14 protein-coding genes are annotated in these 16307 nt (G+C 41.6%); 13 read left to right on the forward strand and 1 reads right to left on the reverse strand.

Annotated features, from left to right (window positions below):
- Positions 1–5 precede the first annotated feature (5 nt).
- The 6 genes from AC2T15_RS02195 to AC2T15_RS02220 all read left to right on the forward strand — a co-directional run bounded on the left by AC2T15_RS02195 (position 6) and on the right by AC2T15_RS02220 (position 7481).
- Positions 6–1790: a carbamoyltransferase family protein gene (locus AC2T15_RS02195; protein WP_486778622.1), complete on the forward strand. Its 1785-nt coding sequence runs from the start codon at positions 6–8 to the stop codon at positions 1788–1790.
- Entirely contained in the window at positions 1774–2871 is a 1098-nt protein-coding gene (locus AC2T15_RS02200; protein ID WP_486778623.1) for a glycosyltransferase, read from the forward strand. The genes AC2T15_RS02195 and AC2T15_RS02200 overlap by 17 nt, the downstream gene beginning before the upstream one ends.
- 4 nt (positions 2872–2875) lie before the next feature.
- The gene (locus AC2T15_RS02205; RefSeq protein WP_486778624.1) at positions 2876–3823 is read left to right on the forward strand and encodes a glycosyltransferase family 9 protein; all 948 of its coding nucleotides are present in this window, start codon (positions 2876–2878) and stop codon (positions 3821–3823) included.
- A 239-nt stretch (positions 3824–4062) separates the two neighbouring features.
- Positions 4063–5358 carry an IS4 family transposase gene (locus AC2T15_RS02210; protein ID WP_486778625.1) on the forward strand — a complete coding sequence of 432 codons (1296 nt, stop codon included), beginning with the start codon at positions 4063–4065 and terminating at the stop codon, positions 5356–5358.
- Positions 5359–5655: 297 nt separating this feature from the next.
- A complete protein-coding gene (locus AC2T15_RS02215) occupies positions 5656–6693 on the forward strand; it encodes an O-antigen ligase family protein (protein ID WP_486778626.1) in 1038 nt (345 codons plus the stop codon).
- Positions 6690–7481, forward strand: coding sequence for a lipopolysaccharide core biosynthesis protein (locus AC2T15_RS02220; RefSeq protein WP_486778627.1), 792 nt, complete (start codon positions 6690–6692; stop codon positions 7479–7481). Before AC2T15_RS02215 ends, AC2T15_RS02220 begins: the two co-directional genes overlap by 4 nt.
- Here the strand turns inward: AC2T15_RS02220 and AC2T15_RS02225 are convergent.
- The gene (locus AC2T15_RS02225; RefSeq protein ID WP_486778628.1) at positions 7478–8944 is read right to left on the reverse strand and encodes an MBL fold metallo-hydrolase RNA specificity domain-containing protein; all 1467 of its coding nucleotides are present in this window, start codon (positions 8942–8944) and stop codon (positions 7478–7480) included. The genes AC2T15_RS02220 and AC2T15_RS02225 overlap by 4 nt on opposite strands.
- A gap of 572 nt (positions 8945–9516) precedes the next feature.
- Between AC2T15_RS02225 and AC2T15_RS02230 the strand changes: the two genes are divergently transcribed.
- From AC2T15_RS02230 to AC2T15_RS02260, 7 genes are read left to right on the forward strand one after another with little or no spacing between them, the layout of a single operon-like run.
- Entirely contained in the window at positions 9517–10461 is a 945-nt protein-coding gene (locus AC2T15_RS02230; RefSeq protein ID WP_486778629.1) for a Gfo/Idh/MocA family protein, read from the forward strand.
- A 2-nt stretch (positions 10462–10463) separates the two neighbouring features.
- Positions 10464–11045 carry a UDP-2-acetamido-3-amino-2,3-dideoxy-D-glucuronate N-acetyltransferase gene (gene wbpD, locus AC2T15_RS02235; protein WP_486778630.1) on the forward strand — a complete coding sequence of 194 codons (582 nt, stop codon included), beginning with the start codon at positions 10464–10466 and terminating at the stop codon, positions 11043–11045.
- 31 nt (positions 11046–11076) lie between these two features.
- The gene (locus tag AC2T15_RS02240) at positions 11077–12159 is read left to right on the forward strand and encodes a DegT/DnrJ/EryC1/StrS family aminotransferase (RefSeq protein WP_486778631.1); all 1083 of its coding nucleotides are present in this window, start codon (positions 11077–11079) and stop codon (positions 12157–12159) included.
- The gene (locus AC2T15_RS02245; protein ID WP_486778632.1) at positions 12152–13315 is read left to right on the forward strand and encodes a glycosyltransferase; all 1164 of its coding nucleotides are present in this window, start codon (positions 12152–12154) and stop codon (positions 13313–13315) included. Before AC2T15_RS02240 ends, AC2T15_RS02245 begins: the two co-directional genes overlap by 8 nt.
- Positions 13315–14733, forward strand: coding sequence for an oligosaccharide flippase family protein (locus AC2T15_RS02250; protein WP_486778633.1), 1419 nt, complete (start codon positions 13315–13317; stop codon positions 14731–14733). The genes AC2T15_RS02245 and AC2T15_RS02250 overlap by 1 nt, the downstream gene beginning before the upstream one ends.
- Entirely contained in the window at positions 14730–15065 is a 336-nt protein-coding gene (locus AC2T15_RS02255; protein WP_486778634.1) for a hypothetical protein, read from the forward strand. The genes AC2T15_RS02250 and AC2T15_RS02255 overlap by 4 nt, the downstream gene beginning before the upstream one ends.
- A complete protein-coding gene (locus AC2T15_RS02260) occupies positions 15062–16009 on the forward strand; it encodes an FRG domain-containing protein (protein WP_486778635.1) in 948 nt (315 codons plus the stop codon). The genes AC2T15_RS02255 and AC2T15_RS02260 overlap by 4 nt, the downstream gene beginning before the upstream one ends.
- Positions 16010–16307 lie beyond the last annotated feature (298 nt).

Raw genomic sequence — 16307 nt, forward strand, 5'->3', positions numbered from 1 at the left:
ATTTCATGGCACTAACTATTCTCGGCTTATCCGGTGCATTGAGCCACGACCCATCAGCAGCACTCTATATCGACGGTAAATTAATTGCCGCGGTGGAAGAAGAGCGCTTGGTGCGGGATAAACACGCGAAAAATCGTATGCCCTATGAGTCTGCCAAGTTCTGCTTAGAGCAAGCAGGTATCAAACCGGCTGATGTGGATGTGGTGGCGATTCCCTTTGCCCCAATCAGTATTACTGAAAAAGCCCGTTGGCATTATGCCAAGCGCTACTGGTACGCCCCTGATCGCGCGTTAGATGCGTTGTTAATGGGTAATCGCCGGTTTAAGCGTTATTACAAGAAAATTCAGTGGTGTTTAGAGCAGCTGGGTTTTGATTTAAAGAAAATTAAAATCGAACCGGTCGAGCACCACCTCGCCCACGCTGCCAGTGCTTATTTGTGCTCGGGGTTTAAAGAAAAAACCGCAATTTTAGGGATTGATGGTAAGGGTGAATACGCCACCACCTTCTTTGGTTACGGCGAAAACGGCAAGATTCATAAAATTAAAGAGTTTTATGATCCCGATTCCCTCGGTGGCTTATACGGTGCCATGACCGAGTTTCTTGGCTTTGAAATGCTCGATGGCGAGTTCAAAGTGATGGGCATGGCGCCTTACGGTAATCCGGATCTGTATGATTTATCGCGTTTAGCCAAGTTTGAAAATGGTGAGCTGGTAATTAACACCGAGTACGCCAACGTGATTGGACTGCGCCGTTATAAAGAAAAAGGCAAAGGTTTTTACTTTTCACCCAAACTTATTGAATGGCTTGGGCCTAAGCGCGAAGGCGATATTGCCGATGATCCGTATATTCATTACGCCGCCAGTGTGCAGGCGCTATTTGAAAAGCTGGCGTTGGAGATGATGGATTATTACCTGGGCGATATTATTAAAGAAACCGGTAAGTTAGCCTTTGCCGGCGGCAGTGCGCTAAACGTTAAGCTCAACCAAAAAATTATTGCCCGCGAAGAAGTGAAAGAGTTGTTTGTGCAGCCAGCGGCCGGTGATGCCGGTACCGCGGTGGGCGCTGCGGCGTTTATTTCGCAAAAGCGTGGGGTGCCGGTAGAGAAGATGGAGCATGTGTATTTAGGCCCGTCTTACACCAACGAAGAAATTATTGCGGCCTGCGCCAAGCACCCTAGCCAACCCCAGTGGCAACAAATCACTGAGGTGCCAGCAAAAATCGCCCAGTTGATGGTAGAAGGTAACCCCGTGGCTTGGTTTCAAGGCCGCATGGAGTTTGGTCCGCGGGCGCTCGGTGGCCGTTCGATTATTGGTTGCCCAAGTATTCCGGGAGTGGCGGATCGAATTAATGAGCAAATTAAATTCCGTGAGCGCTGGCGTCCATTTTGTCCGTCAATGATTGATACCGTGGCACCACAAATGCTGAAAGTGGATCATCCATCACCCTTTATGACCTTTACCTTTGAAGTGAATGATGAGTGGAAGAGTCGTGTGCCTGAAGTAGTGCACGAAGACGGTACTTCACGGGCCCAAGTGCTAGAGCGGCAATATAATCCGCGCTGGTATGACTTAATGCTGGAGTTAGAAAAACTTACCGGCAATGGGGTGTCGTTAAATACCTCCCTTAACCGCCGTGGCGAGGCGATGGTCTGCTCACCGAAAGATGCCTTAGATATGTTTTTTGGCTCGGACTTACAGTATTTAATTATGGAAGATATTTTAGTGGTGAAGCAGGGGGCAGCGCCTCTTGAATCTGCACCAAGTGAGCCAGCTGATGCACAGTCAGTCTAAGGTTGATTCTGCTGCGCCTTGGGTTTTGCAGTTTTGCCATGGCTATGATGGCCCTTTTTTAGATTGTGCGCGGCAGTATGCGGTGTTGTTTAAAGACACGCCGTATAAGGTGTGCACGGTGTATTTAACCGGTGAGCCAAGTGCTGAAGTGGTGGCGGGTAGCGCCTCGGATGAGGTGTTGTTTTTTAATTTTAGCAGCAAGCAAGTGCGCGGCTTAAAACTGGCGGCGATTAAGCAGTTTAAGCAGTTGGTGGCCAGCCGTAATTTTGCTTTTTGTATCGCCCATCGCTTTAAGCCAATTTATATTGCGTTATTGGGTTCTAAGTTGCCGGTGATTGGTGTGCACCATGCTTTTGGTGATTATCAGCGCCGTTCGCGGCAGTTGATGGCGAATATTTTTCATCGTCGTTTACGTTTGTTGGGAGTCTCCGATGCGGTGCGGGATGACATGCGTAACTGTTTGCCAAAGTTTGCCGAGTCCGAAATTCAAACCCTGTATAACCGCATTGATGTCGCTGCGGTGCAGGCCGAGCAGGTTAGCCGTGCTGATGCCCGTTTAGCTTTGCAGTTACCGGTAGATGCCTATGTGGTGGGTAATGTGGGGCGCTTGCACCCGGATAAAGACCAAGCCACGTTAATTAAAGGCTTTGCCCAAGCCTTGCCGCAGTTACCTGAGGGCAGTTTGCTGGCGATTATGGGCAGTGGCCGTTTAGAGCAATCCCTTAAAACCCTGGCCCAGGAGTTGGGGATAGCAAGCAGCGTGCGCTTTTTAGGCCAAGTGCCTAATGGCCGGCGTTACTTTAAAGCCTTTGATTTGTTTGCCTTAAGTTCTGATCACGAGCCCTTTGGCATGGTGCTACTAGAGGCGATGGCCGCTGGGGTACCGGTAATTGCGACCAACTGTGGTGGGGCCAAAGAAGTAGTCGAGAATCCTGACTATTTATTTGAGTTAGGGGATGTAGCGGGGCTGGCGCAGTTGCTGGTAAAACTTAAGATTTCAAGCATAAGCAATAATGTGCCTGGTTATTTTGAGGATGCTGAAGCAAGACAAAGGTTTTGGCAGTGGTTTAAAGGGAATTAGTTGTATGAAACAAAAAAAATGGCAGAACAAAAAGGTCTTAATTTTACCTTTAGCTGCCTTAGGTGACTTGACCATTTATATACGAATTGCTTGGAATTTTTATACTGAGGGAGCAAAGGTTACCCTAAAAAGCAATCTATTAAACACGGCGAAAGAAAAGTTTCCATGGTTAATCATTGAGTTAGAGGATGGCAAGGAAGAATTTAAATATTACTCTGAATGCTATGATCTTGTAATAGCCTGTTATGAGAAATATTATAAAGAGTCATTATTAGAGTATACAAATGTAGCATTTGTCACTGCTAAAAAAATTAAAAGTACTTCATTAGCTTATCAACGTTCAGTCATGGTTGATGATCAAGAGTATCAACGTGCAAGTAGAGCGCTTTGCTTAGATACTAGCAAAGGGTTAACTATGGTTGATTGGGCGGATGAGTACACTCACTCAGTGTACGATATAAAACCAAAAGAAAAACAGCCTTTAATTGTAAGCGAAAGCCGTGTTAAAAATCGAATTTTAATTTTCCCATTAAGTCCGCAGCCGAAGAAAAATTATTATTTGAAAGGTTTTATTAAACTGGCTGATAAGCTATCTAAGCTAGGTTGGGATGTGGAGTTCATATGCTCACCTAGCGAGTATTTGGAGCTTGAACAGCCATTGTTGAAGTATAAGTTAAAGACTTTTAAAGATATAGGGCTGTTACTTGACCATATATCTAATAGCGAGGTTGTCATCAGTAATGACTCTGGAGGAGGGCACTTTGCTTCATTGTGTGACTTGAAAACATTTACGATAACAAGAAGAGGCAAAAAGTTTTCTTGGCGGCCTGGCTTTAATGAAAAGAATACGGTAGTTTCACCTTTGTTTAAGTTTAAGATTCTGGGACGATATATTTGGCGGCCATTAATTAGTATTAAAGTTATTATATCTAAGCTTGGAGAATATCAATGAGTAGGGAACGATTAAGCTTAAAGTTTTTTGCTGGTGTATTATTATTAGTCTTTTTTTTGTTGTATTACTTTACTCCATATTATTCATTTTTAACAAATAATATGGATAAAGCGTTGATGAGGTTGACCCTTGGTTTAGGCAATGTCATAAAGTTAAGCAATTTTTCCTGAAATATCATATAATTACCGGACCATCTGGTACACAAAAGGATCGTATTTTGGCTACAAAACACACATCTCTTGACACCGCCTACTCAACTTTGGCAGAAAATTGTACAAAAATTAACCAATCTGCTTGATTGTCCCGATTTTGTCGCAGCCCACCGCAGCCGGCCCCAGGATTTTACCCGTCGCCGCCATCTGACTTTCAAAAACACCGTTCTTTTTCTTCTCAATCATCCCCGCACGGCTTTGCAAACTGAGCTGGATCCGTTTTTTCAGGCACTCAACGGCTCGGACTTTGAGCAGCGCGTGGTCACCGCTCAAGCTTTCAGCCAGGCACGCAACAAGCTCAAACACTCCGCGCTCGAAAGCTTGAACCAAGCCTTGCAGCAGCAGATTGACCAGCTGGGTTTACGCCAGCGTTGGCAAGGGCTGCAGGTGCTGGCCATCGATGGTTCCAGCGTCCATCTGCCCCTGGAATCCGGCATGCACCGTGCTTTTGGTACACATTGTGGACACCCCGTAGCCCGCCTGTCCGAGCTTTACGATGTGAGTGACCAGCAAAGCCTGCATAGCCTGATGGTGTCGCCTGGACTGTCTGAGCGGGACTGTGCTCACCTGCATCTTTTCCACACACCGGCTGACAGCGTCACCCTGTTTGACCGGGGCTATCCGGCCCAGTGGTTGATGGCGCTGTATGTCCAGCAGAACCGGCACTTTGTCATGCGCCTGCCGCGTGATTACACCACGGAGGTCAAACAGTTTTTGGCCTCTGGAAAACCAGAAGAAACACGCGAATTTGCTGCAAAAAGCAGCCATTCACGTCTGATGTGCAGCGAATCGGGCACAGATCCCAACCTGGCCCTGCGTTTGCGCATCATCCGGGTTGAGCTGGAAACCGGTGAAACAGAACTGTTGCTGACCTCGTTGCTGGATGCGCAAGCCTACCCGATTGAGCAGTTTGCCGGGCTCTACAACCGCCGCTGGGGCATCGAAACCGACTTTCGGCGTACCAAAATCACCCTTGGGCTGGACAATTTTAGCGGGCGTACTCCGCTGGCTGTAAAACAGGATTTCCATGCCGCCCAGCTGGTAAAGAATCTGGCCTTGTTAATGCAGCATTTGCTGCAACCGGTGGTCGATCAGAGGCAAAAAGGCAGCAAGTGGCGCTGGAAAGTCAATTTCACACAGGCCGTGTCCCGCATGAAAAACAGCCTTGTGAAGCTGCTCAACCAGCCGTGTGCGCTGGGCTGGCACAACCTGTTGACGCTGATGACGGGTTGCTTGTCAGTCGTAAGGCCCGGTAGACGTTACCCGCGACACCGCAAACGTCCGGCCAGCCGTGGTTGCGAGGGCTACAAACCAACCCGCTAACACGCCTCAAAGCAAAGAAGCACCCAGAAAAAAGCTGGCCATAGGCGGTCGGCCTGCGCACGCCTGAACATCAGGGAACCGGAGAAAACAGAGGCAATACGCGCCTGAATGTCGTCAGAAATAAGGCTGCGGCCTGATTTTCTGCTCAGATCTGCTTTGCTATGCCGTGACAAAATCAGCCGGCTGAGCGCGTGATGCTGGAGCAGCGCTTAACTTGATGACATTGTTGGTTTAGGAGGGCTGCTTGTTTTATTAGATATGGTTATATGCAATAAAAGAATTCCTACATTAAATGTTATGTCACCGCTGGCTATTTTTTTTATATATATAGTTTTAAATGGTTTATTTTTGGCGGAAGAATTAAAATCTATAAGACGGGCTGTTTTTTTAATGGCGTTAATTTTAATTATAGTTAATGTGTCTTTTTCGCGTCAATTTTGGATAAATTGTTTAAGGGGTTTTACTGTTTTTTCTAGTGCTATGGCTTTCTTTTCATTAGTAAACTTAAGTTTAAATGGGATGATGCCTACTGGTTACAGAGAGCTAGGCTTAGAAGGATCAGGGCTCGAAGGGGTGGCTGATTTTGGTAATACAATTGTTGCGGGCATGCATTATGGGATGGCATTTTCAGCAGCTTTGTTTTTATATTTTACAGAACGAAGTAAAAAAACGTTGTTGTTATGGTGTGTCTTATCAATAATTTTATCTTGTTACATATTACTAACATTTGCAAGAACTGCTTGGGTGGCATGTTTCTTGGTTTTCTGTGTGCTATCTGTTTTTCTTTATCGTGAAGAAAATAAAGTTAGGTATATTGCACCTGTTTTATCCGTGGTTAGTATTTTTGTTTTTTTTATATATAACTATGCAGGTTATGAAGTAAGCGGACGTGGTTTGACTCGGCGAGATGAGATTTGGGCTAATGCTTGGAGTAAATCATTGGAGCACCTCTGGTTTGGCCATGGAGCTGATAGTGCTTTAGAACCATTGCTAATAAGCTCGGGAGAAATAATAAACAATACTCATAGCGTCTATTTAGAAGTGATATATAATTATGGGATTGTGGGGTTAGGCCTGTTTTTGTTTTTGATCTCTTACACTCTAGTTAGCCTTTTTAAAGCAAGAAAGTTGACGGAGTATGGAGAAGTTGCAGTGTTTTGGATGGCAACTTTAATAGCTTGTATAGTGGTTATGTTAGTTGAGCTAAATGAGCTTATCCATACTCCAAATATGTTGTGGCATTGGTTATGGATGCCTGTAGCTTTTTCTGCTTTTTGTGCAAAGAAAATTAACAGTATAGCCACTGGCAGTAACTTGCGAGATGTTAAGTTATGAAACTTAAAAAATTAGCTGACCTAACTCCTGGCGAATATAGTAAAGTGTTCCTTGTGGCTTCAGGACCTTCGGTTAATGAATTTGACTTGACTAAAAAAGCATGTGCTGATTTTTGGGCGATGAATGGATCTATATATCTGTTTTCAGATGTAAATGTTCAACCTGATCTTTATTTATGTGATGACCCTAACTTTGCATTGGCTAAGCTTGATGCCATTATCCTAGCGCTTAAACTGTGCAAAAGAGTTGCTTTAAGCTATGAGGTGATTAAAGCAGTTTTAGATCAAGCAGAGGATCTACTTAAAGGTCAAACTATTTATTTATTAGAAAAGGTGAATAGGATAAATGGTGTTAAACAATTAAGTGATAGAAAGTTTGCATGGAAGGTAAGAAAAGATAAGGATTTGGTAAGCGATTACTCTCTTTTGAAGTCGAGGCCTAACACTTGGGGTTTTAGTAAGAATCTGGTGAAAGGGTATTACTCGGCAAGAACTATACCATATGTAGGATTGCAAATTGCTTACTGTTTAGGATATCAATGTGTGTTTTTGGTTGGCGTTGACTTAACAAATACTCATTCACGCTTTTATGAATCAGGTGAAAAAGCGCAGCCAAGTAGTTTAGATGAGCATTATAATAGACATATTTATCCGAATTTTCGGTTAATGTCTGAAAAAATTATGAGTGATAAATTTAAAGTATATAATCTATCTAGCAATAGTCGTTTGCCAAATAGTTTGATTCCTAAAATAACTAACTTACAACTATTGGAGCTCTTGGATAGTTAAGTATATAGTATCGCTTTATTATTCTGCTTTGCATACTTCTGCTCTAGCTGTTGCTTCAGCGCCTGCTTAGCCTCTGGGGTACCGTGTACTAGCCTGATGGTGCTTGGCCAAATACGCATGCCAGTGATAAAGCGCACTAAGCCCGCTTGGTCGGCATGGGCCGAGTAGCCGCCTAGGGTTTCTATTCCGGCTTTAATTTCAATTCGCTGTCGATCAATAGTTACGTAACCTTGTTTGGGGCCGTATTGTTGTATTTGTCGCCCTAAGGTGCCTTCCGCTTGGTAACCAACAAACAACACGTTGTGCTCTGGGCTACCCAGCATGGCTTTTAAGTAATCCACTATGCGTCCGCCGCTACACATACCGCTGGCCGCAATGACAATAGCGGGGCGTTTAGTTTGTTGCAGGTGTTGCACCATTTGTAGGTGATCGTGGTGCGAGTCAATGCTAATCAGTTGTTCAAACGCTAAGGGGCTGCGTCCAGCTTTTAATCGTTGCTGGGCTTCCTGATCCCAAAAGGGTTGTAGTTGGCGATAGGTTTCACTAAAGCGACTGGCTAAGGGCGAGTCTAAAATAATGGGTAGTTGCGCCCAGCGTATCGGGCACTGGGATTGGCTTAGGGATGGTGGTTGGCTGGTTGTTAAGGGGTGTGGCTGTTTTTTGCAGCGGTAAATAATGTCTTCTAGCTCATACAGCAGTTCTTGGGTGCGGCCAATGCTAAAGGCTGGAATGAGCACGGTGCCACCATCAGCTAGGGCTTGTTCAATCACTTGCTGTAGGCGCTGCCGTCGGTTTTTACGTGAATCATGTAGGCGATCACCGTAGGTGCTTTCTATCACTATCGTATCGGCGCGATAAGCAGGCTTGGGCGCGGTTAAGATGGGGGCATAGGGCGCACCTAAGTCACCGCTAAAAATGACCCGTTGCTTGTTTTGTGTTTTAGGGTAGTGGATATCTAGCTCTACATAGGCTGAGCCTAGAATATGGCCGGCACGCTGTAAGCGAATTTTAACCTGTAAATCATCTCGATTAAGCATGGGTAACCAACGGTTGTAGGGCAGGTCAATAATACGTTTTTCAATTAGTTTTAAATATTGCTCAACGGTGGCTTGATCGCGGCTTACCCCTAGTTTAAAGGCATCTTCTAGTACTAGGGGCAGTAGTTTGGCTGAGGGTTCGCTGCAAATAATCGGGCCTTGGTAGCCGGCAGCTAATAAATAGGGAATCCGCCCCACATGATCAATATGCACATGGGTAACAATCAGTGCTTGCACGCTAGCAATGGCAAAGTTAATCGCTAGCTGTTGGGCGCTAGCTTGTTGATCTGGGCTAAGTTCAGCGCCCTGAAATAAGCCACAATCAACTAGCAAGCTGGTGTGCTCATCAAGCACTAGCTGATGGCACGAACCAGTTACCCCATCTTTTGCGCCGTGGTGGATGAATTGCGGGAATTGGGTAGGCATAGTGGACTCCTTGTCGGGGCGTTGGTTGGCTTATGTGGTAGCGCAAACCAAATAATAGAGGAGATATTAAATTGGTAGGCAATAAGTCCTTTTAAAACAAAGGGTTAATAGGCATATAGATTGAAAAAAAGTAAGGCTAGAGTCTTGGTCTGCTACCCATTAGCAATATTTTGTAGCAAAATGGTGTCCTTTGCCAGATTGGTTAGCCTAAAAGCTAGGTAAATAGATGGAGTAGTATTTTTATCTACATATTTCCAAAAAAACTATTGCGGTCATGAATAGTGAAAAGTAATTTAATCATCGGGGCATGTATTGTACTTTCAATCCAAGTAAACCCGATACTGAGATGTGCAAAATGATTAGTAGGTATATGCTAGATTATATTGGTGTAGATAAAATGTTATAGTGTTTGCAACTAATCTGTTTATACTGGTTATCTCTAAAAGATGTAGATTTAACCAAGTGGTAAGAAATATTGCCTATAAAAATGATTGTTAATTTGGTGGATAAAGTTCAAAAGCAATATAATATTAAATATTTAATAAATGTAGTAAGAGATATAAGGTGTTAGCGTGAAAAAATTTGCTCTGATCGGTGCAGCGGGCTACATAGCTCCACGCCATATGCAAGCCATTAAACATATTGATGCAGATCTTATTGCTGCCCTAGATCCTAATGACTCTGTGGGTATTATGGATAGTCATTTTCCTGATGTCAGTTTTTTTACTGAGTTTGAGCGTTTCGATCGGTACTTAGATAAAATGCGTCGACTAGGTGATGGCGTAGATTATATTTCCATATGCTCTCCAAACTATTTACATGATTCTCATATGCGCTTTGCTTTAAGGTCAGGCGCAGATGCTATTTGTGAGAAGCCTTTGGTGCTTAACCCATGGAATATTGATGGATTATTAGAAATAGAAAAAGATACGGGAAGAACAGTCAATACTATTTTGCAGCTACGCGTTCACCCGGCAATTTTAGCGCTTAAGAAAAAAGTTGAGGTCAGTAAAGTAGAGAGGAAGTATGAAGTGGATTTGACTTATATCACTTCAAGAGGAAAGTGGTATCTACACTCATGGAAAGGCGAAGTTAAAAAGTCGGGTGGTATTGCGACTAATATTGGAGTGCATTTTTTCGATATGTTGCACTTTGTTTTCGGTCGCCTACAAGACAGTCAAGTGCATGTTGTATCAGAAACTAAGGCAGGAGGTTACCTAGAGTATGAAAATGCTCGGGTGCGCTGGTTTTTATCTGTCGATATTAATGACGTGCCAGCTGAAATAAGAGCTACAGGGCAAAGAACTTATCGCTCAATTACTGTAGACGGTGAGGAAATTGAGTTTTCAGGTGGTTTTACTGAATTACATAACCGTAGCTATGAAGAGATTTTGGCTGGTCGTGGTTTTGGTTTAGAAGAAAACCGTACGGCGATTGAAACTGTATCAGCTATTAGAGAAGCACGGCCAATAGGTATTCAAGGAGATTACCATCCATTTTTGCATGAGCAAAAATAGCTATGAATTATTTTAAGCATGCAAGTGCCATTGTTGATGAGGGCGCGCAAATTGGCGAAGGCAGTCGAGTCTGGCACTTTGTGCACGTCTGCGCCGGTGCGAAAATTGGCAAGGGCGTGTCGTTAGGGCAAAACGTATTTGTCGGCAATCAAGTTACCATTGGTGATCACTGCAAAATTCAAAATAACGTGTCGGTTTACGATAACGTGCATTTAGAAGCGGGCGTATTTTGTGGCCCGAGCATGGTGTTTACCAATGTGTATAACCCCAGATCCTTAATTGAGCGTAAAGATCAGTACTTAGATACTTTGGTTAAAAAAGGCGCAACCTTGGGCGCTAATTGCACCATTGTTTGCGGGGTAACCATTGGTGAGTACGCTTTTGTAGGAGCCGGTGCGGTAGTCAATAAAGATGTACCTGCTTATGCGCTAATGGTGGGTGTGCCGGCTAAGCAAATTGGTTGGATGAGTGAGTTTGGTGAGCAATTAGCCCTACCTTTGCAAGGCGAGGCTGAAGTGTTATGTGAACACACCGGTGCTCGTTATGTATTGAGTGGTCAGCAGGTTCAGCAAATTAAGGCTTAGTCCGCTAGGGACTAACGTTGGGAGTTAGGTAATGCAGTTTATTGATTTAGCCGCACAGCAGGCGCGTATTAAAGACAAGATTGATGCAGGGATTCAGGCGGTTTTGAATCATGGCCAATATATTTTGGGGCCAGAGGTGGCAGAGCTTGAGCAGCAATTAGCAGCCTTTGTAGGCACTAAACACTGCATTACCGTAGCTAACGGCACGGATGCCTTACAAATTGCACAAATGGCCTTTGGCATTGGTCCTGGCGATGAGGTAATTACCCCAGGCTTTACCTATATTGCCACCGCAGAAACGGTGGCTTTATTGGGGGCTAAACCTGTTTATGTGGATGTTTGCCCTAAAACCTATAACTTAGACCCTACGCTGCTAGAGGCTGCCATTACTCCGCGTACCAAGGCAATTATTCCAGTTTCTTTGTACGGGCAATGTGCGGATTTTGATACGATTAATGCGATTGCTGAAAAGCATGGTATTCCGGTGATTGAAGATGCGGCGCAAAGTTTTGGTGCTACTTATAAAGGTAAAAAATCCTGCAATTTAAGTACGGTAGCCTGCACTAGTTTCTTTCCTAGTAAGCCTTTAGGTTGTTATGGCGACGGTGGGGCAATCTTTACCAATGATGATGAGTTGGCGGTGGTTTTACGGCAAATTGCTCGCCATGGCCAAGATCGTCGTTATCATCATATTCGGGTTGGGGTTAATAGCCGTTTAGATACTTTGCAAGCAGCTATTTTATTGCCCAAGCTTGAGATCTTTGCTGAGGAATTAGTGTTACGTCAACAGGTGGCCGAGCGTTATAACAGGCTATTAAATGAAGCGGGTATCTTAACTACGCCTTTTATTGAGGCGCACAATACCAGTGCTTACGCGCAGTATACGATTCAGGTCGAGAACCGCGAGCAGGTGCAGGCTAAGTTACAAGAAGCAGGGATTCCTACCGCAGTGCATTACCCGATTCCGCTGAATAAGCAGCCAGCAGTGGCTGATGCAGCGGTGAGTTTACCGGTAGGGGATGCGGTGGCAGATAAGGTAATGAGTTTGCCGATGCATCCGTATATGACTGAGGTAGATATTAACAAGGTAGTTATAGGTATAGTTAATGGATAGCAAGCATATACTAATTATTCCATCTTGGTATCCGGCAACATTTAATGATGTGGGAGGAAGTTTTTTTAGGGAGCAAGCAATTGCACTTAAAAAAAGAGGCTATAAAGTTGGTGTAATTGCGCCAAGTTTTAGGTCCATACGTGACATTAAAGGAGTTTTTCTTAAAAAATATGGTATTAGCTATGAAGTTGATAATGGTATAAATACCTATCGGTATCATAGTATTAGCTTTCCTAAAATGCCTAGGCTAGCAAATAAAAGATGGGTGTCTGCAGGCTGGAAGCTATATAAAGAGTATATAAAAAAACATGGCGTTCCAGATATTATCCATGTTCACTCTATAATAAATGGAGGTTTTTTAGCATATGAAATTTATAAGAAATACTATGTTAAGTATGTTATTACAGAGCACTCGTCATTTTTTTCTCTAGGAAAAGTATCGAAGCATATACTGAAAAATATTAGTTTGATATCGAGTGAGTCCAAATACAATATAGCTGTTAGTGATAGATTTAAAGAGCTTTTAAATGGTTTAACTGGGGTGGAGCGTTGGGTATATATTCCTAATATTGTTGAAAATGGTTTTTTGACTTATGAAGGAAATATTAAAAGAGATGCTTTTAATTTTATAACTGTTTCTCTTTTAACTAGGAATAAAAGAGTAGATGTGATTTTAAAAGCCTTTGCTAAGAGCTTTAAAGGAGACAGTAGAGTATTTCTTAAAATTGGTGGAGATGGACCAGAGAGGCCTTATTTAGAAGCGCTTGCTAAAAAAATGAGTATTCAAAATCAAGTGTTTTTTTTGGGTATGCTGTCAAGAGAGCAAGTAAAAGCAGAAGTTGCAGCTGCAGATGCATTTATGCTTTCAAGTGAATATGAAACTTTTGGTGTGGTAGTCATCGAAGCTTTGGCTTTAGGAAAACCAGTTATTGCTACTAAATCAGGTGGCCCTGAATCAATTCTTAATGATGAGGTTGGCTATCTAGTTGATGTGAACGATGTTGAGCAAATGTCGGAAGCTATGATTGATTTGTATAAAAATATAGATAGGTTCGATGCAGAGTATATTCGTAGCTATTGCAGAAATAATTTTAGTGAAGATGCAGTAATAAGTAAATTGAGTAGCATATATCAATCAGTAGTTGAGTCTAATTGATGAGAAATAAAATATTAGGCTATGCAATAGGGCCTATAGGCTCAGCAGCACTAGGGTTCATTACGCTACCTTTACTCACGTGGTTTTATTCTGTTGAAGATATTGGCAGAATTTCTATGCTTCAAGTAGTAGCTAGTTTCTCTGTACTCTTATTTTGTTTAGGATTAGATCAAGCATATGTCAGGGAGTACTACGAGGCAGATAATAAACCTAAGTTATTTAAGCAGAGCATACTTCCTGGTTTATTATTTATGTTAATAAGCTTTGCTTTGGTATATCTTGTTGGTTCAGATAAGTTGTCAAACTGGTTGTATGGCGTACCTAGCAAATATTTAACTTTTTTGAGTATTGCTTGCTTTATTTTTGCATTTTTATCTAGATTTCTATCCTTAATATTAAGAATGCAAGAAAAAGCAATAGCTTATTCAATGAGTCAGCTGCTGCCTAAGTTGGCTTTTTTGGTTTTTATTCTTAGTAGTGTACTTTTTGGTTTTCAAAAAAATATATATAATCTAATTACTGCTCATGCATTATCTATCTTTTTTGTTTTTTTTATTTTTGCTTGGAACACAAGAAAAGAGTGGATAGCATCAATTTTTATTCGGTTTGATAGAAAACAACACAAAACCTTAATGAATTTTGGCTTGCCTTTAGTCGTTGGCGGCTTGGCTTCTTGGGGTTTAAATGTAATGGATAAACTTTTCTTGCGAAGCATGTCTACATTTGAAGAGTTAGGCATTTATTCAGTTTCCATGAGTATAGCGGGTGTAGCAACGTTATTTTCAGGAATATTTAATACTATCTGGGCACCAATGGTTTATAAGTGGGTATCTGAGGGGGGAGACTTTAGAAAAATTGAAGAGGTTTCAGAATATGTGTTATCTGCAGTTTACTTTTTAATTGTATTAAGTGGTGTTTTTTCTTGGAGTTTATTATATGTACTTCCAGTGGAGTATGACTCAATAGTATATTTGCTTACCTTGTGCTTAATTGGGCCGCTACTTTACACTCTCTCAGAGACAACAGCAATTGGTATATTGTTATCTAAAAAAACTGTATTCTCTATGATTTCCTCTATAGGAGCGATGCTTGCAAACTTAATAGGTAACTTTTTATTGGTACCTAGTTATGGTGCATTAGGTGCAGCTATTTCTACCGTTATAGCCTTTTTTGTTTTTTATGTATTGAGAACAGAGTTTGGCTGTATAGCCTGGAAGCAAGTTAGCAGATTGAAAAGCTATATAATAATAATTTTTTTGGTTTTTCCAGCAATTTTTTCAGCAGTTTTACAGGTTTCACTGTATGTTCAAGTTGTTATCTGGAGTTTAATGTTAATTTTAGGCTTTGTTATTTTTAACAGAGCCGTGAGGCTTGCTATAAGAAGTTTAATAGTTTTATTAAGAAGTTATAAGTTATGAGCTTTAAGATTCAAGGCGTTTTAAGTGTTCAGATTAAATGTGGCAGCTTAAATCTGGACTGTGAAACCACTTACTTGCTGCTTCCATCTTCAGCATATTTAGGTGTCGATAGAAATAGCGCAATTATTTATGAGGCAGAGTTTGAAGAAGAGCAGTGTGTACAACAGGTTAAGCTATTAAGTGGTTTTTTAAAACTTACTCTGCATGCTAATTTAAAAAGTAAAGAATATTATTTTTCGCAGTTAGTTACAGAGCAAAAGCCAGTAGAGCTCTTACTAGCCGAGAGTGGTAGAGTTATTATCGGCTTCACTTACCCACCACCAAGAGTATGAATATTTCAATTAACCCTTATATACAGACTTTCTATGCACAGACACTTGACGAAGTTGTGCGCTTATGTTTGCAGTTAAAAAAAAGTGGGCCAGATAGTCGGTTTTATTTTCGAGGTGAAAATAAAGATTTTGGTGATGGTGCATTCACTCCCAGTATTTATCGAAATAAGTTATTAGCACGTGAACACATAATTTATCGTGAAATGCAGCGTTTTAATGATCATGAGTTTACTACAGATAAAACTGCATTCGATAAGTTGGCGCGTATACAGCATTATGGTAGCCCTACACGAATGCTTGATTTAAGTGAAGATATGTTTAGTAGCCTATACTTTGCTTTAGACGGTCGAGCTGAAGATGAAACAAAAGATGGCGGTGTGCTTTATGTGGTAGAGCTAAACGAAAACCAAATAAAATATTATGATTCGGATGCAGTGAGTGTTATTGCTAATCTTTCTAAGTTACCTTATCAGGTTGATAGTAATGCTTCTCCAAAAGAAAAATCTAAACAAGCACTTTGGCAGGAGGCATTAACTTATTATCAAGACAGAAAAGGCTATAATACTAATAAAATGTTACTAAGCAAAGGGTACCTACTGCATGATATAAAAGAAGAAAAGTCTTACTTTAAAGACTTAATTGACCCAAAAGATTTATTTAAAGTAGTTGCAGTTAAACCTAAGCTAACTAATCAGCGGCTGCAAAGTCAAAAGGGGGCGTTTTTACTATTTGGTTTAAGTAAGTATAATGTTGATGAACATATAAAGTTAATTAATATTAATGGGCAGTTAAATAAAGATTCGGATACACATCCTTTGCTAGGCCTTACAAAAATTAAACTAAGCATACATATAACTAGCGATCAGCTAGAGCAGTTAGGGATAACGATGCCATTTATTTATCCGGAACTAGATAAGGTGGCAAAATACTTAACTCCGAAATAAGACTAGTTTAATAAATGATAATGATAATACTCTGCATCAGTGCTGAAAATACTGATAAGCTAGAAAGGCGGGCAGAAACTATTGATGCATTAAGTAATACATACTCATTTTTCACTTGATCTGAATACTAGAAAAATACTATGCGACAAGGCTTATCTTTAAATGTACATCTGATTGAGCTTGTGGAATAGTTAGAAGTGCTATGGTTTTACAGTATACAGGTCAGATGTTTAACCGGTAGCGATGGAGTATAAAAAGTTTTTATGGCTAAGACTTGTGTGATGATGCATGATAAAGC

It is taken from the genome of Thiopseudomonas sp. SA1F2-1K (assembly GCF_057443035.1).